Annotated in this window: 26 protein-coding genes; 19 read left to right on the top strand and 7 right to left on the bottom strand. The window is 54.6% G+C overall.

Going from position 1 to position 25,551, the window contains the following annotated elements; all coding sequences use genetic code 11:
* Positions 1-3 precede the first annotated feature (3 nt).
* From JK211_RS01665 to JK211_RS01705, 9 genes are all read left to right on the top strand, one after another.
* Entirely contained in the window at positions 4-957 is a 954-nt protein-coding gene (locus JK211_RS01665) for an ABC transporter permease (RefSeq protein ID WP_212706928.1), read from the top strand.
* Positions 957-1,808 (top strand): ABC transporter permease, encoded by an 852-nt coding sequence (locus JK211_RS01670; RefSeq protein ID WP_212706929.1) that lies wholly within the window; start codon positions 957-959, stop codon positions 1,806-1,808. Before JK211_RS01665 ends, JK211_RS01670 begins: the two co-directional genes overlap by 1 nt.
* Positions 1,805-3,466, top strand: coding sequence for an ABC transporter ATP-binding protein (locus tag JK211_RS01675; protein WP_212706930.1), 1,662 nt, complete (start codon positions 1,805-1,807; stop codon positions 3,464-3,466). The genes JK211_RS01670 and JK211_RS01675 overlap by 4 nt, the downstream gene beginning before the upstream one ends.
* A 24-nt stretch (positions 3,467-3,490) precedes the next feature.
* Positions 3,491-4,822, top strand: coding sequence for an FAD-binding oxidoreductase (locus JK211_RS01680; RefSeq protein WP_212706931.1), 1,332 nt, complete (start codon positions 3,491-3,493; stop codon positions 4,820-4,822).
* 10 nt (positions 4,823-4,832) lie between these two features.
* Positions 4,833-5,687, top strand: coding sequence for a GNAT family N-acetyltransferase (locus JK211_RS01685; RefSeq protein ID WP_212706932.1), 855 nt, complete (start codon positions 4,833-4,835; stop codon positions 5,685-5,687).
* Positions 5,687-6,613, top strand: a complete 927-nt coding sequence (locus tag JK211_RS01690; protein WP_212706933.1) for a glyoxylate/hydroxypyruvate reductase A — start codon at positions 5,687-5,689, stop codon at positions 6,611-6,613. The genes JK211_RS01685 and JK211_RS01690 overlap by 1 nt, the downstream gene beginning before the upstream one ends.
* Before the next feature lie 5 nt (positions 6,614-6,618).
* Positions 6,619-7,746, top strand: a complete 1,128-nt coding sequence (locus tag JK211_RS01695; RefSeq protein ID WP_371734566.1) for a M20 aminoacylase family protein — start codon at positions 6,619-6,621, stop codon at positions 7,744-7,746.
* Positions 7,747-7,895: 149 nt separating this feature from the next.
* A complete protein-coding gene (gene gabT, locus JK211_RS01700) occupies positions 7,896-9,197 on the top strand; it encodes a 4-aminobutyrate--2-oxoglutarate transaminase (RefSeq protein WP_212706935.1) in 1,302 nt (433 codons plus the stop codon).
* A 102-nt stretch (positions 9,198-9,299) separates the two neighbouring features.
* Complete coding sequence (locus tag JK211_RS01705; RefSeq protein ID WP_212706936.1) at positions 9,300-9,794, top strand: Lrp/AsnC family transcriptional regulator; 495 nt, start codon at positions 9,300-9,302, stop codon at positions 9,792-9,794.
* Between the two features lie 100 nt (positions 9,795-9,894).
* Here the strand turns inward: JK211_RS01705 and JK211_RS01710 are convergent, their stop codons facing one another.
* From JK211_RS01710 to JK211_RS01725, 4 genes are all read right to left on the bottom strand, one after another.
* Positions 9,895-10,185 (bottom strand): DUF1330 domain-containing protein, encoded by a 291-nt coding sequence (locus tag JK211_RS01710; RefSeq protein ID WP_212706937.1) that lies wholly within the window; start codon positions 10,183-10,185, stop codon positions 9,895-9,897.
* A 1-nt stretch (position 10,186) separates the two neighbouring features.
* A complete protein-coding gene (locus tag JK211_RS01715; RefSeq protein ID WP_212706938.1) occupies positions 10,187-10,870 on the bottom strand; it encodes a type 1 glutamine amidotransferase domain-containing protein in 684 nt (227 codons plus the stop codon).
* 16 nt (positions 10,871-10,886) lie between these two features.
* Entirely contained in the window at positions 10,887-11,924 is a 1,038-nt protein-coding gene (locus JK211_RS01720) for an NADP-dependent oxidoreductase (RefSeq protein WP_212706939.1), read from the bottom strand.
* Between the two features lie 103 nt (positions 11,925-12,027).
* Positions 12,028-12,624, bottom strand: a complete 597-nt coding sequence (locus JK211_RS01725) for a TetR/AcrR family transcriptional regulator (protein WP_212706940.1) — start codon at positions 12,622-12,624, stop codon at positions 12,028-12,030.
* A 450-nt stretch (positions 12,625-13,074) separates the two neighbouring features.
* Between JK211_RS01725 and JK211_RS01730 the strand changes: the two genes are divergently transcribed.
* From JK211_RS01730 to JK211_RS01755, 6 genes are all read left to right on the top strand, one after another.
* Complete coding sequence (locus tag JK211_RS01730; protein WP_212706941.1) at positions 13,075-13,986, top strand: LysR family transcriptional regulator; 912 nt, start codon at positions 13,075-13,077, stop codon at positions 13,984-13,986.
* Positions 13,987-14,089: 103 nt separating this feature from the next.
* Entirely contained in the window at positions 14,090-14,494 is a 405-nt protein-coding gene (locus JK211_RS01735) for a DoxX family protein (RefSeq protein WP_212706942.1), read from the top strand.
* A gap of 13 nt (positions 14,495-14,507) precedes the next feature.
* The gene (locus JK211_RS01740) at positions 14,508-15,449 is read left to right on the top strand and encodes a glutathione S-transferase family protein (protein ID WP_212706943.1); all 942 of its coding nucleotides are present in this window, start codon (positions 14,508-14,510) and stop codon (positions 15,447-15,449) included.
* Between the two features lie 9 nt (positions 15,450-15,458).
* Positions 15,459-16,061: an alpha/beta hydrolase gene (locus JK211_RS01745; protein ID WP_212706944.1), complete on the top strand. Its 603-nt coding sequence runs from the start codon at positions 15,459-15,461 to the stop codon at positions 16,059-16,061.
* A 179-nt stretch (positions 16,062-16,240) separates the two neighbouring features.
* Positions 16,241-16,882, top strand: coding sequence for an HTH-type transcriptional regulator RutR (gene rutR / locus JK211_RS01750; RefSeq protein WP_212706945.1), 642 nt, complete (start codon positions 16,241-16,243; stop codon positions 16,880-16,882).
* A gap of 110 nt (positions 16,883-16,992) precedes the next feature.
* Positions 16,993-17,169: a hypothetical protein gene (locus JK211_RS01755; RefSeq protein ID WP_212706946.1), complete on the top strand. Its 177-nt coding sequence runs from the start codon at positions 16,993-16,995 to the stop codon at positions 17,167-17,169.
* 465 nt (positions 17,170-17,634) lie between these two features.
* Here JK211_RS01755 and JK211_RS01760 read toward each other — a convergent pair whose 3' ends face one another.
* A complete protein-coding gene (locus JK211_RS01760) occupies positions 17,635-18,270 on the bottom strand; it encodes a carbonic anhydrase (RefSeq protein ID WP_212706947.1) in 636 nt (211 codons plus the stop codon).
* A gap of 265 nt (positions 18,271-18,535) precedes the next feature.
* On the opposite strand from JK211_RS01760, the gene JK211_RS01765 reads away from it, so the two are divergent.
* Positions 18,536-19,270 (top strand): glutamine amidotransferase, encoded by a 735-nt coding sequence (locus tag JK211_RS01765; RefSeq protein WP_212706948.1) that lies wholly within the window; start codon positions 18,536-18,538, stop codon positions 19,268-19,270.
* 76 nt (positions 19,271-19,346) lie between these two features.
* Here the strand turns inward: JK211_RS01765 and JK211_RS01770 are convergent, their stop codons facing one another.
* Positions 19,347-20,756, bottom strand: a complete 1,410-nt coding sequence (locus tag JK211_RS01770) for an MFS transporter (RefSeq protein ID WP_212706949.1) — start codon at positions 20,754-20,756, stop codon at positions 19,347-19,349.
* 257 nt (positions 20,757-21,013) lie between these two features.
* Here JK211_RS01770 and JK211_RS01775 point away from each other — a divergent pair, with 257 nt between their 5' ends.
* Positions 21,014-22,138: a succinylglutamate desuccinylase/aspartoacylase family protein gene (locus JK211_RS01775; protein ID WP_212706950.1), complete on the top strand. Its 1,125-nt coding sequence runs from the start codon at positions 21,014-21,016 to the stop codon at positions 22,136-22,138.
* 243 nt (positions 22,139-22,381) lie between these two features.
* Positions 22,382-23,212, top strand: a complete 831-nt coding sequence (locus JK211_RS01780; protein ID WP_212706951.1) for a fumarylacetoacetate hydrolase family protein — start codon at positions 22,382-22,384, stop codon at positions 23,210-23,212.
* A gap of 190 nt (positions 23,213-23,402) precedes the next feature.
* Here the strand turns inward: JK211_RS01780 and JK211_RS01785 are convergent, their stop codons facing one another.
* Entirely contained in the window at positions 23,403-23,852 is a 450-nt protein-coding gene (locus tag JK211_RS01785; RefSeq protein ID WP_212706952.1) for an L-alanine exporter AlaE, read from the bottom strand.
* 390 nt (positions 23,853-24,242) lie between these two features.
* On the opposite strand from JK211_RS01785, the gene JK211_RS01790 reads away from it, so the two are divergent.
* Positions 24,243-25,265 carry an LLM class flavin-dependent oxidoreductase gene (locus JK211_RS01790; RefSeq protein ID WP_212706953.1) on the top strand — a complete coding sequence of 341 codons (1,023 nt, stop codon included), beginning with the start codon at positions 24,243-24,245 and terminating at the stop codon, positions 25,263-25,265.
* The last annotated feature ends 286 nt before the right edge of the window (positions 25,266-25,551 follow it).

Below are 25,551 nucleotides of genomic sequence, written 5' to 3' on the forward strand. Positions count from 1 at the left end.
GCGATGAACCGTTATATGTTGTTGCTGATTGCCCGGCGTATCGGGGCGGGACTGCTGACACTGGTTATTGTTTCGATGGTGGTGTTTTTTATCACCAGTTTATTACCGGGCGATGCCGCTCAGATGATCCTCGGGCAAAATGCCACACCGCAGACGGTTGCTGCATTGCGTCACCAACTTGGCCTGGACCAGCCATTACTGGTCCGCTATTACCACTGGTTTACCGGTCTGTTCTCCGGCAATTTCGGCATATCGTTTGCCAGCCGTATCCCGGTGGCACAGCTGATCGCCGCCCGTATCCCGGCGACCCTGGAACTGGCCGCGGCCACCAGCCTGGTGTCGGTGCCGCTGGCCCTGTTTATCGGCATTACCGCCGCCATGCAACGGGATAAGTGGCCGGATAAACTGCTGGTCAGCGGCACGATGGCGACCGTGGCGGTCCCGGAATTCCTGATTGCCACCGTGGCGGTGATGATTTTTGCGGTGCGTCTGCACTGGGTCCCTGCGATGTCGTTCGGCAGCCCTGAGCCGGGCATGCTCAGTTTTATTAACACCTATGCACTGCCGGTGCTGACCCTGTGCTGTGTACTGACAGCACAGATGGCCCGCATGACCCGTGCCGCCATTATCAGTCAGCTGGACAGTCCTTATATAGAAATGGCGATACTGAAAGGCGTCTCCCCGGTACGCGCCGTTATGCGCCATGCTTTACCTAATGCGGCCGGTGCCATCGCCAATGCCATCTCCCTGAGCCTGTCCTACCTGTTTGGCGGGGTGATCATTATCGAAAACATTTTCAACTATCCGGGGCTGGCCAGCCAGCTGGTGGATGCGGTCAGTAACCGTGACCTGCCGGTGGTACAAATCTGTGTGATGCTGTTTGCCGGTTGCTACCTGTTGTTATTGCTGCTGGCGGACATTGTCACTATCGCGTTTAACCCGAAATGGAGGGGCTGATGAGATATTTAAGCACAGCGTGGCATTTTTTTGTCGCCTTAACACCGGCAGGCCGTCTGGGGCTACTGGTGTCATTATTCTGGGTAGTGATCGCGATTGCCGGACAGGCACTGGCCCCGTATCCGGTGAATGATATCGGCGCCGGCCCTCTGTTCGGCGGTATGTCAGCCCATTACTGGCTGGGTACCGACTACCTGGGTCGCGATATCTTAAGCCGCATTATCGCCGGCAGCCGTTACTCCATCGGGCTGGCCCTGACTTCCGCAATACTGGCCAGCGTGATCGGCACCTTACTGGCCCTGCTGGCGGCAGTTTCCGGCAGCTGGCTGGAGGAAATCCTTGGCCGGATTAACGATGCGCTGCTGGTGCTGCCGGGTAAAGTGATGTCCCTGATGATCGTGGCAGTGTTTGGTTCTTCACTGCCAATGCTGATTATTACCGCCGTCTTTACCTACTGGCCGGGGGCGTACCGGATAGCTTTTGCACTGGCCAGCCAGTTGCGCAATATGGACTATGTGCGGGCCTCGGCATTGCGCGGCGAAAGTCGCTGGTATCTGGCAATCCATGAAATTTTACCGAATATGATCCATCCGATGCTGACCGACTTCGGCTTACGTTTTGTCTATATCGTGCTGTTGCTCAGTGGTCTGAGCTTTCTCGGGCTGGGTGTGCAGCCGCCTCAGGCCGACTGGGGCAGCCTGGTACGTGAAAATCTGCAGGGGCTGTTTGACGGTTCTCCGGCGATCCTGATGCCTGCGCTGGCCATTGCCAGCCTGACCATCGGCGTCAACCTGTTTATTGACAGCCTGCAAAATATGCGTCCGTTAGTGCGGGTTCAGGAGGGAGTATGACAGTGACTGTGTATCCGGCGACACCGCTGATTATGGCCGACGGCCTGCAGGTCAGTGCATTCAGTCAGGGGACTGAAACCGTACTGGTCAGTGATATTCATTTATCGGTGAAAAAAGGTGAAGTTCTGGCACTGATTGGTGAATCAGGATCGGGAAAAACAACGATCGCCATGGCACTGATGGGATATGCCCGCCACGGCTGCAGGATCACCGGCGGCAATATTCATGTGGCGGGCCGGGATGTGCGGGCCATGAGTGCCCCGCAGCTGCGCCAGTTCCGCGGTAACGATATCGCGTATATTGCCCAGAGTGCCGCATCGTCCTTTAACCCGGGGATGAAGATTATCGATCAGGTGACTGAGCCGGTACTGATCCACCGGCTGATGTCCCGCCAGCAGGCCAGACAGAAAGCCATCGCCCTGTTCCGCGAACTGGCATTACCCCGGCCAGAGACTATCGGTGAAGGTTATCCCCATCAGGTATCAGGCGGGCAGTTACAGCGGCTGATGACCGCAATGGCGCTGATGGCTGATCCTCAGGTAATTATCCTCGATGAACCGACCACCGCACTGGATGTCACCACTCAGGTCGAAGTACTGAAAGTGCTGCGTAATGTGGTGGCCCGCCGCGGTATGACGGCAGTTTATGTCAGCCATGATCTGGCGGTGGTGCCGCAGATGGCAGACCAGATTATGGTATTGCAGCAGGGCCGAATGATTGAGTCCGGCCCGACCGCACGGCTGCTGGGCCATGCCAGCGAACCCTATACTCACCAGTTAATGGATGCCGCGCGGCATCACCCCCGGCCGGGCCACTGGCAGCGCGACAGCAGGGATATCCATCCCTTGCTGGAAGTCCGTGACCTGGCCGTGGGCTACGGGGCGAGGAATAAACAGGGGTTGCCGAAAATCCGTATTCTGGAGCAGATCAACCTGCAGTTATGGCGCGGCCAGGCGATAGGCATTATCGGTGAGTCGGGTTCCGGAAAAACAACCCTTGCCCATGCGATTGCCGGGCTGAATCCTGCCTGGAATGGTCATCTGTTATTTAATCACCACTATATTTCCACGGATCTGCAGCAGCGCCAGCCGCAGGAGTTACGGCAGATCCAGTATGTTTTCCAGATGGCAGATACGGCACTGAATCCGGCCCACACGGTCGGCGAGATCCTTGGCCGTCCCCTGACATATTTCCGGCAGTTACACGGAGACGCGCTGGAGAGCGAGATTATCGCCTTACTGGCACTGGTAAAACTTCCTGCCACACTGCGTCACCGTAAACCGGCATCCTTGTCCGGCGGGCAGAAACAACGGGTCAGCCTCGCGCGGGCGCTGGCGGCCCGGCCGGAAATTATTATCTGTGATGAGGTCACCTCCGCGCTGGATACGGTCGTCGCTGCGGCAATCCTTGACCTGATTTCCGAGCTGCGGCGCAAGCTGAAATTATCGGTATTGTTTATCAGCCACGATATGCATGCGATCCGCGCGGTCTGTGATGAGATTGTGGTGATGAAACAGGGCCGGATTGTCACGCAACTGGCCAGTGACGATTATGACAAGCCTTCCGGCGAACTGTACTTTGAGCGCCTGAAACGGGCGGTACCTGAGTTACGCTGCGGCTGGCTGGATGAACACCGGGATACGCTGAAAGCGGAATAAAATAATTAACAGAGGATGGTCTTTATGCCTGCGCTTATTCAATACGTTCAGGACAGTCTGTATCTGCCGTCGTCGGCTGATGTGGTGATTATCGGTGGCGGTATTGCCGGGGCGGCAGCCTGCTGGGAACTGGCCCGCCAGGGGGTCAATGTCGTACTGCTGGAAAAAGGCTTGATCAGTGCTGAGCAGTCGAGCCGTAACTGGGGCTGGTGCCGTCAGCAGAACCGCGATGAACGTGAATTACCGCTGATTATTCATGCATTGCAACGCTGGCAGCAACTGAACCAGGAAACCGGTGAAGAGCTGGGGTTCCGTAAAACCGGTCTGGTGTATGCCACCCGTAATGAACAGGATATTGCGGCCTGGGATAACTGGGGGAAAATGGCGAAAAGCTATGATATTCGCAGTCAGATCCTCAATGCCTCACAGGCCAGAGCGCTGACCCCGGGCAGTACCACCGACTGGAAAGGCGGGGTTCATTCCCCCGACGATGGTCATGCAGAGCCCTCGATGGCGGCCCCGGGGCTGGTACGTGCGGCCATCAGAAAAGGGGCTCAGGTTTTTCAGCAATGTGCCGTGCGTGGACTGGATATCAGCGCCGGGCGGGTCAGTGGTGTAGTGACTGAGCGCGGAATAATAACAACCTCGCGTGTTATCTGTGCCGCCGGGACCTGGACATCCATGTTTTGTCGCCGTCACGGCATTGATTTACCGCTGGGGAATGTGATTGGCAGTGCTTTCCGCACTTTGCCGGTAAAGCAGGTGATCAGTGCCCCGTTTTATACGGACAGTTTCGCCTGCCGTCCGCAGCTGGATGGCGGTTATACCGTCTCCGTTTCGGGCCGCGGCCGTCTTGAACCGGGCTTTCAGGGGCTGAAATATGCCCGTCAGTTCTACAGTACTTTCAACGCACGGCGTCACAATCTGACGGTCAGTCCCGGAATTATGCCGTTTATCCGCGGGCCTGAGGCCCTGGCCCGCTGGTCAATGGAGGGTGTTTCCCCGTTTGAAAAAGTAAGGATCCTCGATCCGGCTGCCGACCAGGCGATGGTTCAACAGGGGCTGACGGCGATGGTGCGCGAGTTTCCACAGCTGCAAGGGATTCAGGTCGCCCAGAGCTGGGGCGGGATGATAGACAGTACCCCGGACGCTATCCCGGTGATTTCACCGGTCGAAAAACTTCCGGGTTTGATTGTCTCCGCAGGCTATAGTGGTCACGGATTTGGTCTCGGGCCGGGTGCCGGACGGCTGGCGGCAGATTTAGCCACCGATGCGCCGCCGGTCGTTGATCCGACACCCTACCGTTATTCACGCTTAGTTGACGGCAGCGGACTGAATACCCCGGGAATGATGTAAGGAAAAGAGAATGACAATTGAACTACGTAGCATGCAGGAAACAGATTTAGCTCAGGGGTTCCGGCTGAGCCAGCAGGTCAGCTGGCCACACCGTTATCAGGACTGGCAACAGGCGCTTTCTCTGGGCGAAGGGGTGGTGGCTGAAAATCAGCATGGGGTGGTTGGCTGTGCGCTACTGTGGCAGTGGGGTGAAGCGCGCAGCACACTCGGGCTGGTGATTGTAGACCCGGCTTGCCAGGGGCAGGGGATCGGCAAGCAGCTGATGCAGGCATTACTGGAAAAAGCCGCTGGCGGAAATGTCCGGCTGCATGCCACCGAAATGGGTAAAGGTCTGTATCAGAAATACGGTTTTGTCGTGCAGTGCAGTGTTTTTCAGCACCAGACCGCACAGCTGCCGGAAATCAGCGCTCCCCGGCCTGATGCCACCGCCGGGGAAACTGTCCGTCCGCTGCGCAGGGAGGAGTTACCGGCACTGATCGAACAGGATTATCAGGCCCATGGCCTGTATCGTCCGGCATTGTGGCAGGATTTGTTACAGAGTGCCGACGCGCTGCTGGTGCTGGAAAACCCGGCCCGGCCGCTGGGATATATGGTGATACGTAAATTTGGTCGTGGCCATGTTATCGGCCCTATGCTGGCGGCGGATGAATCCAGCGCCAGAAAATTATTTGGTTATGCGGCGGCACAGCTGACCGGTCAGTTTGTCCGTATTGATACTTACGGTAATACAGCGTTTTCTGACTGGCTGTCAGAGTGTGGGTTACCGGTGGTGGATGCGCCACTGATGATGGTGCGGGGCACGCCCTGGCAACGTAAGCCAGAGGCGATGGCTGATTTCAGTTTTATGTCACAGGCGATGGGCTGATGAGTATTGTTTACCGTTCCGCGCCGCAACGCGGGCAAATCTGGCAGGCGTGGCTGGCAGAACATGCCGCCGATCTGCCCTTTTATCAGTGGCCGGAGACCGGTGATCCGCAACAGGTCCGCTATCTGGTGAGCTGGGATATTCCGGATAATCTGGCTCAGCGTTTCCCGAATCTGCAGGTTATTTTCTCGGTGGGTGCCGGGGCCGACCAGTTTACCTCAGAGGCGGTGCCGCCCGGGGTCAGTATTGTACGGATGATTGAACCCGGTCTGATGGATGATATGGCGGCTTATATTACCTTCTCGGTGGTGGCACTGCACCGCGGAATGCCCCGTTATCTTGAACAGCAGCGCCAGCAGCAATGGCTTAAACACCCTGCGCCGGCCGCGGCGGACTGCCGTGTCGGTATTCTCGGGCTGGGAAATCTGGGGCAGGCTGCCGCCCGGGTGCTGAACACACTGGGGTATTCCTGTGCCGGCTGGAGCCGTACGCCCAAGTCAGTCGCGGGTGTGACCAGTTATCACGGTGACCCGCAACTGGGCGAGTTCCTGCGGCAATGTCAGATACTGGTGTGTTTATTGCCGCTGACAGATCAGACCCGCGGCATACTCAGCCAGGCGCTATTTTCACAGTTACCGGACGGGGCCTGCCTGGTACATGCCGGGCGGGGGAAACAGCTTAACCATCAGCATCTGCTGGAGGCCCTCGACAGCGGCAAACTGAGCCGTGCGGTTATTGATGTGACTGAACCGGAACCACTGCCGGCCGGACATCCGTTCTGGCTGCATCCGAAGATCTGGCTGACACCGCATATTGCCAGCGAAACTCATGCAGAAAGCGCGGTAAAAGTGTTACTGGACAATATCCGTAACCACCAGCAGGGTAAGCCGATGAAGGGTGTTATTGATAAACAACGGGGGTACTGATGGATATTCAGAAATGGACCAGCGTCCGCCGTCAGCTGCACCAGCATCCGGAAACGGGGTTTGCTGAGGAAAAAACGGCGGCACGGATAGCAGAGTCTCTGCGCACGATGGGGATCTCCGTCGAACAAGGGATCGGTAAAACCGGCGTGGTCGGGCTATTACAGGGTAAACGCCCCGGCCAGCGGATGATCGGCCTGCGGGCGGATATGGATGCCCTGCCAATGCAGGAGCAGGGCAGCAGCGCCTGGGCGAGTAGCACTGCCGGGGTTGCCCATGCCTGCGGGCATGACGGCCACATTGTGATGTTGCTGGCCTGTGCCGAAACTCTGGCCAGAAACCCGGATTTTTCCGGCAGTGTGTGCTTTATTTTTCAGCCGGCAGAAGAGGGTCTGGCGGGGGCGAGGGCGATGATAGATGACGGCTTATTCAGCCGTTATCCCTGCGATGCAGTATACGCTATCCATAACTGGCCTGAATTACCCCTCGGAGAGTTACGTACCCGGCCGGGGCCGATGATGGCGGCCGCTGATCGTTTTGATATTACCTTATCCGGCGGTGGCGGCCATGCGGCTCAGCCGCATCTGAGCCCGGATACTCTGCTGGCAACCAGTGAACTGGTGGTGGCCCTGAACAGTCTGGTCCCCAGAACGCTGAACCCCCATGAGGCGGCATTACTGACAGTGACCCAAATACACGGCGGTACTTCGCACAATATGATCCCGGCAGCGGCCACCATCACAGGCACGGTCCGGACCTTTAGTCCGCAGGCAAGGGATACCCTTGAGCGGCAGCTGCGGCTGAAAACGGAACATATCAGCGCCGCCAGCGGGCTGCATGCAGAGATCCGTTACCACCGCTATTACCCGGCAACCTGTAACAGTCCGCGTGAAACCCGGCTGGCCCTGGCAGCCGCAGAACGGGCCGGTCTGATTGCTCAGCAGGCCGATTATCCGGCCCTGACCTCCGAAGATTTTTCTTTTATGTTGCAGGAAAAACCCGGGGCCTATGTCTGGCTGGGATCCGGTCCCGGTTATCCGTTACATCATCCCTGTTTTGACTTTAATGATCAGGCAATCCCTTACGGGGTGCGCTGGCTGTGTGAAGTGGTGTACGGGGAAAGTGACGGGCTGTAGTCAGGGCGGCCATTACAGCCCGTGTCCGCAGCAGTAATATTTCGCCAGAAAAGAAAGCGTGTTATCTCGTTACCGGCGGGCAGTTCTGCCGGACGGCAGGTGGTCGCATCAATGGGCCACAACAACCCCACTAATCACAGGAATCTACTATGAGCGATATAACAGCGGTAACCCATAATGATGTCTGGCTGGATCGGCGTCACAGGCATGTCCCCCGCGGGATAGTCACGGCACATCCTCTGGTGGTGGAAAGAGCCAGCGGCAGCGAAGTCTGGGATACGGAGGGTAACCGTTACCTGGATTTTGTCGGCGGTATCGGGGTACTGAATGTCGGGCATAATCACCCGGCGGTTAGCGCGGCGGTCACCCGTCAGCTGTCGAAGGTGTCTCATGCCTGCTTCCAGGTCGCCGCCTATCCGGGGTATATCAGTCTGGCAGAACGCCTGAATCAGCTGGTGGGCAAAGACACGGAGTGCCAGAGTGTGTTTTTTACCAGCGGCGCAGAAGCGGTTGAGAATGCAGTAAAAATTGCGCGGGCGGCGACGGGACGGCCGGGGATTATCGCCTTTGATGGTGCCTTTCATGGCCGCACATTGCTCGGTACCAGCCTGACCGGTATGAGCCAGCCGTATAAACAAAACTTCGGCCCTTTTGCTTCTGCCATCTATCGTTTGCCGTACCCGAATCCGTATCGTGACATCAGCTGGCAGCATTGTCTGAATGCGCTGGAGATGCTGTTTTCGGCACAGATCGTGCCGGAGCAGGTGGCGGCGATATTACTGGAACCGGTGCAGGGGGACGGTGGTTTTCTGCCGGCACCGCCGGCTTTTATGCAGGCATTGCGTAAAATTACCGAAAAACACGGCATCTTACTGATTTGTGATGAAGTTCAGACCGGATTCGGGCGGACGGGAAAAATGTTCGCCTTCGAACACGCAGACATTATGCCGGACCTGGTCACGGTTGCCAAAAGTCTCGGCGGCGGGCTGCCCATTTCCGGGGTGACCGGCCGTACTGAAATAATGAATGCCCCTCTGCCCGGCGGGCTGGGAGGGACCTACGGCGGAAATGCGCTGGCCTGTGCGGCCGCCCTGGCGGTACTGGATGTAATAGAACAGGAAGATTTACTGGCCCGCAGTCTCCGCCTCGGGCAGATGCTCCGCCAGCGGCTGGAACAGCTTGCCGGTAAATATGCCTGTATTGGTGAGGCGCGCGGGGTCGGTTTTATGCAGGCGGTGGAAATTATTGATCCGGACAGCGGAAAAGAAGACCCGGCCCTGACGCAGGCAATTCTGCAGGCGGCATTCAGCGAAGGACTGCTGCTGATTAAATGCGGGTTGCAGCGTAATGTGATCCGTTTTCTGGCACCGCTGGTGACCACCGATTCTCAGCTGGAGGAAGCCTTACATATTTTTGATATCGCGCTGGCGAAAGGGACCGGCCGGATTTGATGACGAAAAATTTTATCTGATAAACCACGCCATAGACGTAGCCATTTGCTATTAAGGCGTGGTATATCAGTTAATTAAGTTTCGTTGATCTCAGAGGGTATTATGAATGGTCTGCTAAAACTGGATAGACTGGATATCAGTATTCTTGCCCATCTGCAGAAAGACGGCCGGATCAGCAATGTGAACCTGGCGGAGGCGGTCGGCTTATCGCCAAGCCCTTGTCTGCAGAGGGTGAAACGTCTGGAGGCGGCCGGATTTATTGGCGGATATGAAGCCAGCCTGAATCTGGCCAAAATTACCGAATCTGTCAGTGTGTTTACCGAAGTGACACTGAATGGTCACCGGCGTGAAGACTTTCAGCGTTTCGAACACTGTCTGAGTCAGACTGACGAACTGATGGAATGCCACCTGATCACCGGAGGATATGACTATCTGCTGCGGTTTCTGACCCGCAGTATTGAGCATTACCAGGAGGTAATTGAGGGGCTGCTGGACGAGAATATCGGCATCGGCAAATACTTCAGTTATATTGTGATTAAATCACCGATCCTCAAAAAGAGTGTTCCCCTGTACAGCCTGCTGGAAAAAAGTGAATAGCCCCCGGACTGTCTGGCCTGATGGTCAGGGCAACAAAACACCGGAAGACCGCTCAGTCCCCCGGTAATTGTGGCAGAGTGTCAGCGATCGGCCGGGTAAATCAGTCCAGACCTTCGGTCAGCACCACCCGGTAGCGGGCCCCTTTCAGCCGGTGCAGCTTCGCCGCCTGATAAGCAGGGCTGTGGTACCAGTCACGGGCCGCAGCAGTGTCGGGAAATTTCAGTATCACGACACCTTCAGTGTCTGCACCTTCGAGGCTTTCTGCGGCACCGTAAAATGCCAGCGGCGTCAGAGGATGATCTCCGCGGGCAGCGCTGGCTTTTTCGGCATAGATATCCATTTCTGCCTGGTCGCAGGTCTGATCACGGATAAATACAATATAGGCGCTCATCTTATTGCCCTTTAATCGCTTTGATTAATTCACGGGCGGTTTCGGCAGAAGAGCCCGGGTTCTGCCCGGTGATCAGCAGACCGTCACGTACCACATAAGATGCCCAGTCCGGGCCTTTACTGTATTCGGCTCCCTTCTGTTTCAGCATATCTTCGACCAGGAAGGGCACCACATCGCTAAGCTGCACGGCATCTTCTTCACTGTTACTGAAACCGGTGGCCCGCAGTCCTTTAACCAGCGGCTGGCCATTGGCTTGTTTTGCATGACGCAGCACCCCCGGCGCGTGGCAGACCGCAGCCACCGGCCGGCCGGCTGCCAGTAATGTTTCGATAATACTGACTGAGCGGGTATCTTCGGCCAGATCCCATAACGGACCATGACCGCCCGGATAGAAGACCGCATCATAGTCGCTGGCGTTGACCTCAGACAGTCTGAGGGTGGTGGCCAGCTGTGCGGTTGCTTCGGCGTCTTTTTCGAAACGCCGGGTGTCGTCTGTCCGGAAATCAGGCAGGTTGCTTTTCGGGTCCAGCGGTGGTTGTCCGCCGGCCGGAGAACTGAGGGTCAGTGTGGCCCCGGCATCTTTAAAGACATAATAAGGCGCAGCCAGCTCTTCAAGCCAGAATCCTGTTTTTTCACCGGTGTTACCCAGTTTATCGTGGGAAGTCAGTACAATTAAAATATTCATCAATTTTTCTCCGGGGTTAGTGGTCACCGGCGACACGGATCACCAGCTTGCCGTAGTTGTTACCCTGTAACATGCCGCTGAAAGCCTGCGGGGCCTGTTCCAGCCCCTCAACAATATCTTCACGGTAATAAATCTTTTTCTGCCGCAGCCAGTCGCTCATCAGGGTCCGGAAGGCAGGGAAATGGGGGGCGTAGTCGTCAAAAATGATAAATCCCTGAATACGGATACGTTTTTTCAACAGTGTACCGATAAACTGCGGCAGACGGTCGGGACCGGCGGCGGCTGTATTGTCGTTGTAATGGGCGACCACACCACACAGGGGGATCCTTGCTTTGCTATTGAGTAGCGGCAGCACCGCATCGAACACCGCTCCGCCAACGTTTTCGAAGTAAATATCAATTCCGTCCGGGCAGGCGGCCTGTAATTGTTGCCGAAAGTCGGGTGCACGGTGATTCAGGCAGAGATCAAACCCGGCATTGACCACCGCATCACGGCATTTTTCATCACTGCCGGCAATGCCGACCACACGGCAGCCTTTCAGCTTACCTATCTGTCCGACGGTGCTGCCGACCGGCCCGGTTGCGGCAGCAACCACCAGGGTTTCACCGGCCACCGGCTGACCAATATCTGTCAGCCCCATCCAGGCGGTGAAGCCCGGCATGCCGGCCACGCCTAATGACAGGGAAGGGTGTTCAGGGTTGCTTCCCAGACTGACCACCCCCTGGCCGTCAGACAGGGCGTAATCCTGCCAGCCTGACCAGGCCATGACCCAGTCGTCTTTTTTAAATTCCGGGTGACGGGAACGGATAACCCGGCTGATGGTTCCGCCCACCATAACCTCACCGATAGCCACCGGCGGAGCGTAGGAAGGGGCATCACTCATCCGGCCACGCATATAAGGGTCGAGAGATAAATAGACGGTGCGCAGCAGGATCTGTCCTTCATCCGGCGCAGGGATCTCCGCATTTTCGAGGCGGAAATTATCAGAGGCCGGACAGCCATCGGGACGGGAAGCCAGTACCCAGCGGCGGTTGGTGTGTTCTGTCTGTGGCATAATATCTCCCGTAATTAAATTAGACCAGTCGTCTAGATGGTATGTAAAAACAACATTCAGGGTAAGGGGATAAGTCAGTAAACGCACATAATGGCAAACTGAATTATAGTCCCAGTAGCCGTTTTGTCAGGATCATTGCCGCCTCCAGTGACAGTCGCTCACCGGATATTTTGCCCAGCAGACTGGCACCAAGCCACAGCTGGTAAAGGTTACGGGCAAATGCTTCACTGCCTTCCGGCGGGATCTGAAAATTATCCTGTGCGGCCAGCTGGTCTATCAGGGTAGCCAGCCGGCCGATAATCTGCCCGGTCCCCTGGTTCAGTACCGCACGCATCCGGTCAGATAAGTCACTGACCTCGGCACCCAGCTTGACGGCCAGGCATTTATGGCCTTTCGGAACCTGCTGGTTGTCTGTCTCCAGCCAGCCTTGCCAGTAGCGCATCAGCGTATCCGCGGCACAGGTGCCGGTAGTGATTAAACGATCCATTTCTGCCATATACCCGCAAAAATAATCTTCCAGCATCGCGCTGCCAAACTCTTCTTTGGACGAAAAATAGTAATAGAAAGATCCTTTCGGGATACCGGCCGCGGTCAGAATTTCATTCAGGCCAACGGCGGAGAACCCTTTGCGGGTAATGATTTCTTTTGCAACCTGCAACACCCGCTGCCGGTTTTCATTGACTGACGGTGATATGTTCATCTGCTGAACGGGCCTCGTATTTTAAATGGCGGATGCAGGCTCAGATGCCGGAAACCGGAGGAAATAACAGTATAAACAGCGGCGATTCCCTCAGCCACCCCTCTGTGCGGAATACCGCGGGTCCGCAATATCCGCGGGTTTTGCCGTACCGCGCCGGCCACAGATCACGCTGCCGCGCGCTCCGTATTCTGCGGTGGTTAATATTATAACGATGCTCGCTGCGGAATGGCCGGAAGCAATAGTGACAGTGTCACTATTATTGCGCGCTAATGGTTGTCTGATCGCTTGCCGGCCAGCGGGCTGGCAGTCACCCTCAGGGGATCAACGCTACAGAGTACTGACTTCTGTGAATATTTTTGTATTATAGCCCCGCAGCCGGGGATTATCCGGCGCTGTTTAAAGTACCGCCCCGGGCGGTACTGTCATTTTATCGCACAGGGGACGGGCAGTATGGAACGACTGGAATGTGACCGGATGTTTATTGCGGTGGTGGAAGCAGGCAGTTTTACCGCTGCAGCCCGGCGGCTGCATACCAGCCACGGCCAGGCCTCGAAATTAATTTCCAGACTGGAACATATTCTCGGTGTTCAGCTGTTTCGCCGCAGTACCCGTTCACTGGCGGTCACTGAGGTCGGGCTGGCCTATTATCAGCGGGTCCGCGCACTGATTGATGAATACGATGCACTGAATGATGCCATCCGCCATACTTCTGAAGCCCCGGCGGGCCGGTTACGTATTTCGGCACCTGTCACTTTTGGTACCACGCAGTTAACCCCGCGGCTGATCGATTTTGCCGGTCGCTATCCGGATATTGAACTGGATGTCAGTTATGCCGACCGGCTGGTAAATATTATTGATGAAGGTTTTGATCTGGCGCTGAGGATAGGCTCTCTGCCGGACAGCAGCCTGATGGCCCGTAAATTATGTGATATCAGGATCTTACTTGTCGCTTCGCCGCAGTATCTGGCACGCCGCGGAACACCGCAACACTGGTCTGCGCTGGAACACCATGACTGTATTATCGATACCAATTTTCGCGACCCTTTTCGCTGGCCATTTTCTGCACCTGCCGGGGGCCTGCAGGAACAGGCGGTCAGCGGGCGTCTGAAATTTTCCAACGCCGAAGTCTGTCTGCAGGCAGTCACAGCCGGTCTGGGAATTGCCCGTTTGCCGACTTTTGTGGCCGGAGATGCCCTGAAACGGCAGCAGGTTGTTACGGTACTGGACGATTATGCCCCCGCACCTCTGGGATTATTTGCCCTTTATCCGCCGGCAAAATATCTGGCGCATAAATCCAGGGCGATGATTGATTATCTGGCAGAGACCTTTACGGCGATACCGGACTGGGATCAGGGCTGGTGATTATTTCCATTATGGAAATTAAGATGCGCCCTGTGGGCGGCTAATCAGTGTGGCCCCGATAAGGTAGTCTTGTTAGCAACAACACCTTATTGAGGAAATAATCATGACCGATCATCGTACTGCCCCTTATGCTGTTCTGCTGCTACGCGTTACCCTCGGAGTGCTGTTTCTGGCTCACCTCGGGCTGAAGTTATTTGTCTTTACCCCGTCGGGAACGGCGCAATACTTTCAGTCACTGGGACTGCCCGGCGGGCTGGCGTATCTGGTCATGTTGCTGGAGCTGGCGGGCGGGCTGGCATTAATTCTCGGGGTATACGCGCGTATTGCCGCGGTGGTGTTAATCCCTTTGTTACTGGGCACTATTGTTACGGTACATGGTCCGGCAGGATTCTTCTTTACTGATGCCAACGGTGGCTGGGAGTTCCCTGCTTTCTGGATTATAGCTCTGCTGGTGCTGGCATTAAGCGGTGATGGTAAGTACGCGTTAAAACCAACATTCCGTCACTGAGCCGGAGGGCATTATGTTAGTCAATGGACAATGGAGCGCCGACTGGCATCCGGTACAGGCAGTCGATAAACAGGGCGGCTTTGTCCGCCAGGTGTCCGGGTTTCGCCACCAGATCACGCCTGACGGTAAGGACGGTTTTCAGGCAGAGGCGGGGCGCTATCATCTGTATGTGGCATTTATTTGCCCCTGGGCGTCACGCACCCTGATGGCCCGTAAACTGAAAGGGCTGGAGCAGGTGATCACTGTGTCGGTGGTCGAGCCCTGGTTGCTGGACCAGGGCTGGCACTTCGGGGATTATCCGGGGTCTGTGGCAGATCATGTGAATCATAGCCGCTGGCTCCATGAAATTTATACGCGGGCAGACCCGCAGTATACCGGCCGTGCGACGGTACCGGTATTGTGGGACAAAAAAACGGCGACGATTGTGAACAATGAGTCAGCAGATATCCTGCGTATGCTGAACAGCGGCTTTGGTGCATTAGCGGAGAATACGATTGATTTGTATCCACCGGATTTGCAGGCGGAGATTGATGCGCTGAACGATGAAATCTATCCGGCACTGAATAACGGTGTCTACCGGGCCGGTTTCGCGACAACCCGCCACAGTTATCAGCAGGCTTTCAGCGATGTTTTCTCGATGCTCGATCGGCTGGAACAACGAATGAGTGATGGCCGTCATTTTCTGCTCGGTGACCGCTTTACCGAGGCGGATATCCGGCTGTTTGTGACACTGATCCGTTTTGATGCAGCCTATTTCGGTCTGTTCAAGTGTAATCAGTATCCTCTGACGGCCTTTCGGTCACTGTATGCCTATACCCGGCGTATTTTGCAGCTGCCGGGCGTCCGCGAGACGGTAAATATCGACCATATAAAACAGGGATACTACTCTATTAAGGCACTTAACCCGACGGGGATTGTCCCGGCCGGGCCTGACTTAAGCGGACTGGGACTATAAGAGGGTGATATGAGCAAGAAAATAGTGATCCTGCTGCACGGTGTCGGCAGTAACGGTGCCGACTTACAAGGGCTGGGGGATTTCTGGCAGGCATCAATGCCGGAAGTGATTTTTGTGGCCCCTGACGCGCCGCAGCATTGTGATATGGGTAGCGGTTATCAATGGTTTAGTGTTAATGGTGTGACAGAACATAACCGGCCACAGCGGGTGGTCGCTGCCCGTGAATCTTTTGATGCTGTTATCCGGGCTATTCTGGACCGGCATCAGATAACTGCCGAAGATCAGGTGATACTGACCGGGTTTTCACAGGGCAGCATTATGTCGCTGGATGAGGTGGTTCGTGATGCACTGCCGCTGGCCGGAGTAGTGGCATTTTCGGGGCGGCTGGCTTCCCCGCCGCCGTTCTATCCGGCGAACGGCACCAGGGTTCTGTTGATCCACGGCCAGGCAGATCCGGTGATCCCGTGGACTGAAAGCCGTGATGCACAGCAGCAACTGGCAGATGCCGGGGCCGCAGCAACCTTTATCCCTGAACCGGGTTTACCCCACACGATTTCTGCTCAGGGTATTGCTCACGGCGGAGAGTTTATCCGTCAGCGTTTTGGCCTGTAACCGGGGTTAACCTGTCGCCGGACAACAAACGGTTGTTACGCTGTTGGCCGGCAATCAGCGGTCTTTCGGATAAAATCTGCTGTTTTACAGTCAGTTGTGGGAAAAACTGTTGCCGCTGAATATCATATTCTGTCTGCGGTCTGTTATGATGCTGCAGACTGAAATACAGGAGGTGACAGGTGAAAGGACGTGAAAAATCCCCCGGGCGACGTTCACAGGCGGTTGCTGCGAAACGCACAGCCATTGTGAATGCCGCACTGTCTTTATTTTCACAGTATGGTTTACATGGCACTCGCATCGAGCAGGTTGCTGCTCTGGCTGCTGTATCAAAAACCAATCTGCTGTACTACTTCCCTTCAAAAGAACAACTTTATCTGGCGGTGTTGCAGGATATTCTGGCGATCTGGCTGGCTCCCTTACGGGCGTTACATGCAGATCAGCAACCGCTGCAAGCCATTAACCACTATATTCGTCTGAAACTGGAAGTTTCCAGAGATCATCCGCAGGCATCGCGGCTGTTTTGTCTGGAAATCCTGCAGGGAGCTCCGGTCTTACATAAGGAACTGGAAGGTAATTTACGTGAGCTGGTGGATGAAAAAGCCGCACTTATCCGGCACTGGATTTCTGCGGGGCAGCTGGCAGAGGTCGACCCGCGGCAGCTGATTTTTATGTTATGGTCAGTCACCCAGCATTATGCGGATTTTGCGGTTCAGATACGCTCAGTGACCGGGAAATCGCTGCAGGATCCTCAATTTTTTGCCGATACCCTGCAAAATATTCAGACGGTTATTGGCAGGGGGTTGTGCCCGCAGCAGGCATGACTGTGCTGCGGCTATTGCTTTTTTTGGCGTTACAGTCCCGGAATTGATATTTCCCTTTTGGCGGGTTTCAGGCTGAACTGTACAGACGGGCACTCAGCGGGGAAATGAGCATGATACGACAATTACGGCAACAGCTGGCACGGATTCGCGGCCTGATAAAACGCAGCCCGACGGCTGACAGGGTAAAAGACAGTCATCTGTTACTGGAATCGATGATCCCGATCCTTGGTTTATATGGTATCGGGCCCGGCCATCTTGATTACCGGCAGGCACATAATGATGAATAGTCATCATCATCATCGCTTGTTACGGGTGACCTACTGGAATGAGCTGTGCTACGGGGCGTCCACGGCCAGTGACCGGAGACTGGCTGTCAGGAAAACCGGCAGGCATCATCAAAATCCAGCCGTGGCAGACGGCTGTGTAACTTACTGCTGTCACTGTAGCCCGGATTCACCGGCATATTTACCCGCCAGTCACTGCCTTTAAAAAAGTGGCATTGATTATTTGCGCATCAAGCCCGGCCATGAGACCGACATCCGGCACGCGGGCAGCCATCATAAATTAAGTGCGGACTGCTCAACAGGGGGGGCATCGTTACCTCCGAATACACACAACCAGTCAGCCTTTGTGCCCCGGACATCAGGGGTGCGGGTAATTATGCTGAAAATAGCGACCAGTGACAGGGGTAACAGAATCTCCTGCAGCAAAGACTGCAGGAGGCGGTACCGGACAGAGCCGGTTACCGGGGGTTATTCAAAACAGACGTGCGGGTTATCAGCCAGTGGCACGAAGGTTTTACCGTCGCTATCCAGTGCCTGTACCTGGCCGCTTTCAATATCAAACACCCAGCCATGCAGGTGGATCTGATTATTGCGCAGGGCGACGGCGACGGACGGATGGGTTTTCATGTTATTCAGCTGAGCAATAACGTTTTCACGTACCATGGCGCTGACTTTATGTTCTTCGTCCGGATAACTGTTTTTCTCGACAACGGCTTTCGCTGCATCGGCATAACGCAGCCAGTGTTCGACAGCAGGCATAGTATCCATGCACTGGCATTTGGCGATAGCGCCCATTGCACCACAGTTAGAGTGGCCACAGATGATAATGTCTTTTACGCCCAGCGCGACAACAGCATATTCGATGGTGGCAGAGACGCCGCCCGGCTCCGGGCCGAAAGACGGAACGATATTGCCTGCGTTACGGATCACAAATAACTGACCAGGTTCCTGCTGGGTCACCAGTTCCGGGACCAGACGGCTGTCTGAGCAGGAAATAAACAAGGCCTTAGGATTCTGACTGTCTGCCAGGCTATGGAATAATTCTTTTCGCTCAGGATATACTTCGGTCTGAAAGTTCAGAAACCCTTGAATAATTGTTTTCATAACTCGCCCAAATGATAAAAAAATCGGCTTAATCATAGAACGAATGTCCGGCAGGGGGAAGTCCCCGCGCTAAAAGCTATTATTAATCGGCCGGTTCTTAGTGACGTTGTCACTTATCAGCCACCTGCTGACAGCAATCGTGGCGGAAGATAATCACCGGCAGGCAGTATATTTTGATACTTGTTTCGACCGCGATTTAAAGCTATTACTGATTGTCTTATCGGGATTATCCGGCCGGTGATGGTCAGAAAACCAGGAAATTACAATGCATCAGCCTCAGATTATTATTGTACAAACCGGCACTCCGCCGGAGGATATTCGCCAGCAGTATGGTGACCTGCCAGACTGGTTCAGCCAGGCGATTGGCGTCCCCCTGAAGGAGATACTGGTGGTCCGTGTGTTTGACGGCGACGAGCTGCCGGCACCGGATCCCCGGCGGCTGGCGATTATTACCGGTTCCTGGGCGATGGTGACCGAAAAACTGCCGTGGAGTGAAAAAACCGCAGCGTGGATCCGCAGTGCTATGGCAGTCAGTATGCCCCTGTTCGGGGTTTGTTACGGACACCAGTTGATGGCTTATGCTCTGGGGGGCGAAGTCCGCTATCTGGATTCTGTTCGCGAAACCGGCTGCCTGTCCGTCAGCCTCAGGGAAGCGGCAAAGAATGATCCTTTAGTAGGTACACTGCCGGACAGCTTTCCCGCACACCTGACACATATGCAAACTGTCAGCCGTGCCCCGCAGGGGGCTAAAGTTCTGGCGGATTCTGCGGCTGACGGACACCAGATTGTGCGTTACGGGCCAAATGCTGTTTCGACCCAGTTTCACCCGGAATTTACGGTGGCTGCCGCCAGAGCCATGACTGCACGTAACAGTGAAATATTTGCCGCCGAAGGGCGCGATACTCAGGCGATCATTGATGGCATCACCCAGACCCCCGAGGCAACCCGGCTGTTAACCGCATTTATTGCTCAGTACGTGGCCGGATACCGGCCACAATAGCAGACAGTGTAACAGGGTATGCTGCCTGCTGCTGTTTCCGGCCGGGGCTGCGGCAAATGTGTAGTCCTGTGGCGGATTATTGTTTCTTTAGCCGGCTGATACTGAGCATCACCGCCAGGCCGCCGGACAATACTGCCAGCCATAACGCAGTCTGTACGCCGTGGTATTCCTGCAGCAGGCTGTGCTGACCGGACAGGGCGAGGATCACTCCGACAATCGCGGTTCCCAGACACTGTCCGAACATGCGCATTATTGCCAGCACCCCGGAAGCATAACTGCTGTGTTCTCTGGCGACATTAGACAGCATTTCACGGTTATTCGGACTCTGAAAGCAGCCGAAGCCGATGCCACAGACCAGACTGCGTAAGCAGATATCCCACGCTGCGGCATTGTCCGGTAACAGGGCCAGCAGGATCAATCCGGTGACAAATATTCCCAGCCCGAGGGTCGAGATAATGGCCGGAGGGATACGGTCGGAAAGGCGTCCGGCGTGGGGAGCCGCGAGGATAATACCGAGGGGCCAGGGAGTAAACAACAGTGCCGAAAAGAAGGCGCTGTGTCCGTAGATATTCTGGAACAGAAACGGTAACGCAATAAAAGTGATTCCCTGGCTGACAAATGAGGCCATTGAGGTGATGGCGGCCAGAGAAAAGCGTGCAGACGAAAAAATATTCAGGGGCAGCAGGGGGGCAGCAGCGTTGCGTTCAACCGCGATAAATGCCAGTCCTGCAACTAACGCCAGTAAGCCGTAACCCGCTGCCAGCAACAGGTCATGGCCGGAAAGCCCCGGACTGCCGGGCGCAGCGAGACTGTCGGCGGCCATAATCAGCGCGCCGGGGATAATGGCCGATAATACTGCGCCTGTCATGTCGAAAGGCAGTGATATTTTCTGTGAACGGCCCGGTAATACCCGTAATGTCAGTATCACTGCAATGATCCCCGGTGGAAGGTTAATCGCAAACAGCCATTGCCAGCTCATGACCGACAGTATTGATCCGCCGAGTATCGGCGCAATGGCAGTGCCTGATGCAACCAGCAGAGCATTCATCCCGAGAATACGTCCCAGCAGCCGGTTTGGAAATACGGAACGCAGTATCGCGGGGCCAATGCTGAGTGTCGCCGCCCCGCCAATTCCCTGTAAAATACGCATCCCGATCAGGGTATGAGGATCCGCTGACAGGGCGCAGCCCAGTGAAGACAAGGTGAAAATGATCTGACCTGCGGCAAATAAGTGCCTGAAGCCGATACGGGTGGCCAGGGCTGCAAAAATAGCCAGCGTCATAGCCGCCGCCAGCAGGTAGCCATTTGAGACCCAGACCACTTCTGAGGCAGGTACGCCCATAGCTCTGGCTATCTGTGGTAAGGCGATATTTACCATAGAGCCGTCAAAGACGGACATGGCGGTGGTCATCATTACCGCAATCATTGCCAGCCGTCGCGGCCGGCCGGGTAAGCCTTCATCACCCGGTAAATCTGAAAATAGCATGCTTTATAACTCCGCAGGCGGTCCTGTAAAAATAGAATAATGACGTTCTTTTATCGCAGCAGAAGGGGGCAGGCCGGGGATCCGTAACTGACTGATGCTTTAAAAACAGTATATTAGCTTGATGACGCTCTGCCGCAAGCAGTCAGTTATTTCAGTATATGAACTGCTGCAGAAAAACGCTGTATCCGTCCGGCAGTCAGGTTAGGATGAACCGGCCGGTATTTTCCGGAAAACATTACCGATGGTGGAGCCTTGTTATGTATAGCGAATTTATCGAGCTCCCTTCTCCCGCGCCGGGCATGACCCTGCAATTAACCAAATATACTTTTGGTGATGTGTGCGCCGGCAGAACGGCGTATTTTCAGGCAGGATTGCATGCTGATGAACACCCCGGATTACTGGTGTTACAGCATCTGAAGCAGCTACTGGTGCAATGTGAGCGGGAAGGGCGATTGTCTGGGGGAGTAGTGATCATTCCTGTCGCCAATCCGGTCGGGCTGATGCAAAACGTCTCCGGTCATGTTACCGGCCGTTATCATCTGGCTAACGGGGAGAACTTCAATCGTAATTTTGCCGATCTTCAGGCAGTACTGACCCGTGATGGCGCACAGACGCTCAACAGTAATGCACGGCAGGATTGCCGGGCATATATCACCCGCCTGCTGGGTGACGTAAGGCCGGCAGATACGGTCTCCGCCATAAAGCACAGTCTGCTGAGCGAGGCTTTACAGCATGATGTGGTCATCGATTTACATTGTGATCAGTCGGCAATTCTGCACCTGTACACTAACCGTTGTCATCATCTGCGGGCAGTGAACCTGGCAGCCTCGCTGGGGGCGGAAGTCATTATTGAAGAACAACTTGCCGGTGGCCAGCCGTTTGATGAGTCGGTATTACGTTGCTGGCAATGGTTTGCTGAACATAAAGGACTGGCGGCGGAGGATATCCCGTTTACGGTCACTGTGGAGTTGCGGGGCCAGGCCGATGTCAGTGACCTGCTGGCAGCCAGAGATGCAGAAGCACTGCTGCGCTTTCTGGAAACAGAAGGGATAGTCGCGGCCCGGCAAACGGAAGCCCCCGACTGCAGCCAGGTGGTCTGCTACCCGTTAGAAGGTGTCAGCTATTTGCAGGCACCGGCCGAAGGGATTATTAGCTGGCAACGACAGCCGGGGGACAAAGTGGTTGCCGGAGACTTACTGGCAGAGGTGGTCATCCTGAGCGGGGCAGAAGAAAATAACCGTTTGCCGGTACTGAGCCCGCAGGATGGCCGGCTGGTAACCCGGCCACTGATCAGTTACGTCCGCCAGGGACAGAATATTGGTATGCTGGCGGGGTATCAGCCGCATAATGACCGCCGCGGCGGGACCTTATTATCTGACTGAGTTGACGTAAAGCCCGTCCGCAGGCAGGCGGGGAGGCTGATAGTTGTCCGGTGATGGTTATCAGATGATCCGCAGAGGAAGATGAATTAAAGCATTTACTTTTTAATACCTTAAAAAATAATGTGATATTTATCGCAAGCTTAATGTTAACATATTCGCCGCACAGCATTTTCCTGTCGGCATCTGCTGACAGGTAAGTGTAATAATTTCCTCCACCCTGACAAAGATAAGAAAATTCAATTCATGCAGTTATGTAGTTTTAAACTTAAAGCCACCGGTCACCATAGTTTTGGCATCATCAGAGACAACGGTGTTACCGATGCCGGTAAATATCTTGACTATGCAGATCTGAAAGCGGTTCTGACTGCTCAGGCCTTAGATGAGCTAAATGGACTCGCTGACCGCCCTGTGGATTATTCCCTTGATGAAATTACCTTTTTACCGGTAATTGAAACTCCGGGAAAAATCCTGTGTGTCGGCATGAATTATTCAGAAAAACGCAAAGAGTTCGGTGAAACTAACCCGGCACCGACCCTGTTTGTCCGCTTTGCCGATACCCTGACTGCGCATCAGATGCCATTACAGAAACCGGCCAGCAGTGAGCAGTTCGATTATGAAGGCGAGCTGGCGGTGATTATCGGTAAACCTGCACATCAGGTAGCTGCAGAAGATGCTCTGCAGTATGTTGCCGGATACAGCTGTTTTATGGATGCCACGGTACGTGATATGCAGTTTACCTGGTTTACCGCCGGTAAAAACTGGCCGGCGACCGGTGGATTTGGTCCCTGTATGACCACCAGTGATGAAATCGCGGATCCGCAGCAACTGGATATTAAGACCTTTTTAAACGGTCAGCAGGTACAGCATGATTCGACGGCCAATATGATCCATACGGTGGCGAATATTATTGCTTATGTAACCTGTTTTACGCCGCTGGCCCCGGGAGATGTAATTATTACCGGTTCACCGGGCGGTGTAGGTAAATCAAGGACTCCGCAGCTGTTTATGTTCCCGGGAGATAAAATCTCTGTCGAGATCAGTCAGATTGGCGAACTGGCTCATACTATCGCCTGATACAGCCCCCTCCCTTGCGGCAGTACGCAGTGATTGCGTCTGCCGTCTGTTTTCCGCCTTCGATACTCTTTTCTTCGTCCGTCAGGGCGCAATATCCCGCTAATCAGAATACTGCCGGTCAGTGAACACTGATTTTTTACCCGCAGAATAACGGCTGGCGCAGAGACGACCGTCACCGGCCGCCGGAGGGTCAGACTTTTACTGGCTGGCAGTGACTGACGCGGAACAGGCGGCGACAGTAATCGAGGAAGTAGCCGTACAGCGCACCCATCATCACAGAGACCAGGATATTGGAGCTGACGGCAGCGCTAATCTGGTGCCAGTCAGCGCCGACAAACCATAAAATAGTGACGTAGACCGGTGACTGGAAAGTGACATAACTGAAAACATCAGCACTGCTTTTCATCCAGCCTGATTTTCTGATAGTTAATGACTTCCGGATAATCCAGTCGCGGTACAGGCCATAGGGCACCGCAATAATAATATTTACCGGAATAGCGACCAGTCTTGACGATAATGATTGTTCGAAACTCATCCCCGAAAGGAAAATCTCTATCATCATATTAACGACGGTGCAGTACACCACCATCGCAAAGGTGTCTGCTACCGCATGACGCAAGCGGGACTGCGCAGAGTACATGGTTGTATTCCCCGGGATATAGTCAGTAATGCCGTAAAAATCGCCGAATGGCAGAGATTTTTGTGGTGTATTTTATGGCGTGCAGAGTATATCCCTGCCATTGAAATGGCAACTAGCTGAAAATTTTTATTTATCGACTTTTTGTCGATAAAGTTCTCTGTAATCACAGACTTTTTGCCTGCCACGCTACTTTTATGCTTCCTGTTTGTTTATTTTTAATAAATTCAATCAGATAGATTTTATGTTTTTGCGGGTCAGGTACGCGGCTAGTGTCTGATTGTGCGGTTGTCGTTTATCTGACGGGATAAATGACTATGCTGGTGGCAAACAACTGTCGTGGCTAGCGGGCCATGGACGGGTAAACAGCATACTATTCTCAGGCGGTATATCATGAAAAAAATTGGTTTTTTATCCTTCGGCCACTGGACGCCTTCTTCCCGCTCGGCCACAGTCAGTGCCGCAGATGCCCTGACTCAGTCGATTGAACTGGCCGTGGCGGCTGAAGAGGCGGGGGTAGATGGTGCATATTTCAGGGTTCACCATTTTGCCAGACAACTGAGCGCCCCTTTTCCGTTACTGGCCGCTATCGGTGCCCGGACCCGTAAAATAGAAATTGGTACCGAAGTTATCGATATGCGTTATGAAAACCCGCTGTATATGGCCGAACAGGCAGCGGCGACAGATTTGATTAGCGGGGGCCGGTTACAGCTGGGGATCAGCAGGGGATCCGGTGAACAGGTTATTGATGGCTGGAGTTACTTTGGTTATCGCCCGCAGCAGGGGGAATCGGACGCTGATATGGGGCGTCGTCATACCGGCACTTTTCTTGATGTCTTAGGTGGTGAGGGATTTGCCAGACCAAATCCGCGGCCGATGTTTCCCAATCCTCCGGGACTGTTGCGGCCGGAACCGTTTTCCGAAGGATTGCGTGAGCGAATCTGGTGGGGTTCCGGTTCTAACGGCACAGCGCGCTGGGCCGCGGAGCAGGGGATGAACTTGCAGAGTTCGACCCTTAAAGATGATGAAACAGGAGAACCGTTCCACGTTCAGCAGGCAGAGCAAATTCGGACCTACCATCAGGCCTGGGCGCAAGCTGGTCATACCCGTAGTCCGCGGGTTTCGGTCAGCCGCAGTATCTTTGCTATTACCAGCCAGCAGGACCGGGATTTTTTTGGCGGGATGGCTCAGGGCGGAGATCAGATTGGCTATCTGGATGAACACACCCGCGCTATCTTTGGTCGCAGCTATGCCGCAGAGCCTGACAAACTGATCGAACAACTGGCGGCTGATGAAGCGGTTGCGCTGGCCGATACTTTACTGCTGACCATACCGAATCAGCTGGGCGTTGATTACTGTGTGCATCTCATGGATACCCTCCTCAGGGAGGTGGCTCCGGCGCTGGGCTGGCGGTAAAACCGGCGAAAAGCTCCCCGCAACTGACCGGAATGGGAGAAACTGTATATATATACAGTACCCCGTATTCCGGTCATTTTTGTTTAAAAAAAATGCAAAAACGGTGATTATCCCTGGTATTATAACTGTTAATAAGAATCATTAGCCTTTGTAATCGATATTATCAGAGACCTCTTCGTCATCCCGGTTTAACAATAATTGCCTTACTCTGTTAACGGACAGCCATGACCGGCGACTATGTGAACTGATTTTAACATTCCGAAAAGCCATTAATTATTAATTCCTT

This window comes from Tatumella sp. JGM130 (assembly GCF_018257525.1).
GTDB lineage: Bacteria > Pseudomonadota > Gammaproteobacteria > Enterobacterales > Enterobacteriaceae > Tatumella > Tatumella punctata.

Excerpts from the sequence above, each read along its gene's own strand:
- gabT (WP_212706935.1), top strand. The coding sequence starts at position 7,896 with ATGAGCGATATAACAGCGGTAACCCATAATGATGTCTGGCTGGATCGG.
- JK211_RS01725 (WP_212706940.1), bottom strand. The coding sequence starts at position 12,624 with ATGAACATATCACCGTCAGTCAATGAAAACCGGCAGCGGGTGTTGCAG.
- JK211_RS01740 (WP_212706943.1), top strand. The coding sequence starts at position 14,508 with ATGTTAGTCAATGGACAATGGAGCGCCGACTGGCATCCGGTACAGGCA.
- JK211_RS01745 (WP_212706944.1), top strand. The coding sequence starts at position 15,459 with ATGAGCAAGAAAATAGTGATCCTGCTGCACGGTGTCGGCAGTAACGGT.
- JK211_RS01710 (WP_212706937.1), bottom strand. The coding sequence starts at position 10,185 with ATGAGCGCCTATATTGTATTTATCCGTGATCAGACCTGCGACCAGGCA.
- JK211_RS01685 (WP_212706932.1), top strand. The coding sequence starts at position 4,833 with ATGACAATTGAACTACGTAGCATGCAGGAAACAGATTTAGCTCAGGGG.
- JK211_RS01775 (WP_212706950.1), top strand. The coding sequence starts at position 21,014 with ATGTATAGCGAATTTATCGAGCTCCCTTCTCCCGCGCCGGGCATGACC.
- JK211_RS01790 (WP_212706953.1), top strand. The coding sequence starts at position 24,243 with ATGAAAAAAATTGGTTTTTTATCCTTCGGCCACTGGACGCCTTCTTCC.
- JK211_RS01690 (WP_212706933.1), top strand. The coding sequence starts at position 5,687 with ATGAGTATTGTTTACCGTTCCGCGCCGCAACGCGGGCAAATCTGGCAG.
- JK211_RS01730 (WP_212706941.1), top strand. The coding sequence starts at position 13,075 with ATGGAACGACTGGAATGTGACCGGATGTTTATTGCGGTGGTGGAAGCA.
- JK211_RS01760 (WP_212706947.1), bottom strand. The coding sequence starts at position 18,270 with ATGAAAACAATTATTCAAGGGTTTCTGAACTTTCAGACCGAAGTATAT.
- JK211_RS01755 (WP_212706946.1), top strand. The coding sequence starts at position 16,993 with ATGATACGACAATTACGGCAACAGCTGGCACGGATTCGCGGCCTGATA.
- JK211_RS01785 (WP_212706952.1), bottom strand. The coding sequence starts at position 23,852 with ATGTACTCTGCGCAGTCCCGCTTGCGTCATGCGGTAGCAGACACCTTT.
- JK211_RS01680 (WP_212706931.1), top strand. The coding sequence starts at position 3,491 with ATGCCTGCGCTTATTCAATACGTTCAGGACAGTCTGTATCTGCCGTCG.
- JK211_RS01665 (WP_212706928.1), top strand. The coding sequence starts at position 4 with ATGAACCGTTATATGTTGTTGCTGATTGCCCGGCGTATCGGGGCGGGA.
- JK211_RS01675 (WP_212706930.1), top strand. The coding sequence starts at position 1,805 with ATGACAGTGACTGTGTATCCGGCGACACCGCTGATTATGGCCGACGGC.
- JK211_RS01670 (WP_212706929.1), top strand. The coding sequence starts at position 957 with ATGAGATATTTAAGCACAGCGTGGCATTTTTTTGTCGCCTTAACACCG.
- JK211_RS01765 (WP_212706948.1), top strand. The coding sequence starts at position 18,536 with ATGCATCAGCCTCAGATTATTATTGTACAAACCGGCACTCCGCCGGAG.
- JK211_RS01715 (WP_212706938.1), bottom strand. The coding sequence starts at position 10,870 with ATGAATATTTTAATTGTACTGACTTCCCACGATAAACTGGGTAACACC.
- JK211_RS01705 (WP_212706936.1), top strand. The coding sequence starts at position 9,300 with ATGAATGGTCTGCTAAAACTGGATAGACTGGATATCAGTATTCTTGCC.
- JK211_RS01780 (WP_212706951.1), top strand. The coding sequence starts at position 22,382 with ATGCAGTTATGTAGTTTTAAACTTAAAGCCACCGGTCACCATAGTTTT.
- JK211_RS01735 (WP_212706942.1), top strand. The coding sequence starts at position 14,090 with ATGACCGATCATCGTACTGCCCCTTATGCTGTTCTGCTGCTACGCGTT.
- JK211_RS01720 (WP_212706939.1), bottom strand. The coding sequence starts at position 11,924 with ATGCCACAGACAGAACACACCAACCGCCGCTGGGTACTGGCTTCCCGT.
- JK211_RS01770 (WP_212706949.1), bottom strand. The coding sequence starts at position 20,756 with ATGCTATTTTCAGATTTACCGGGTGATGAAGGCTTACCCGGCCGGCCG.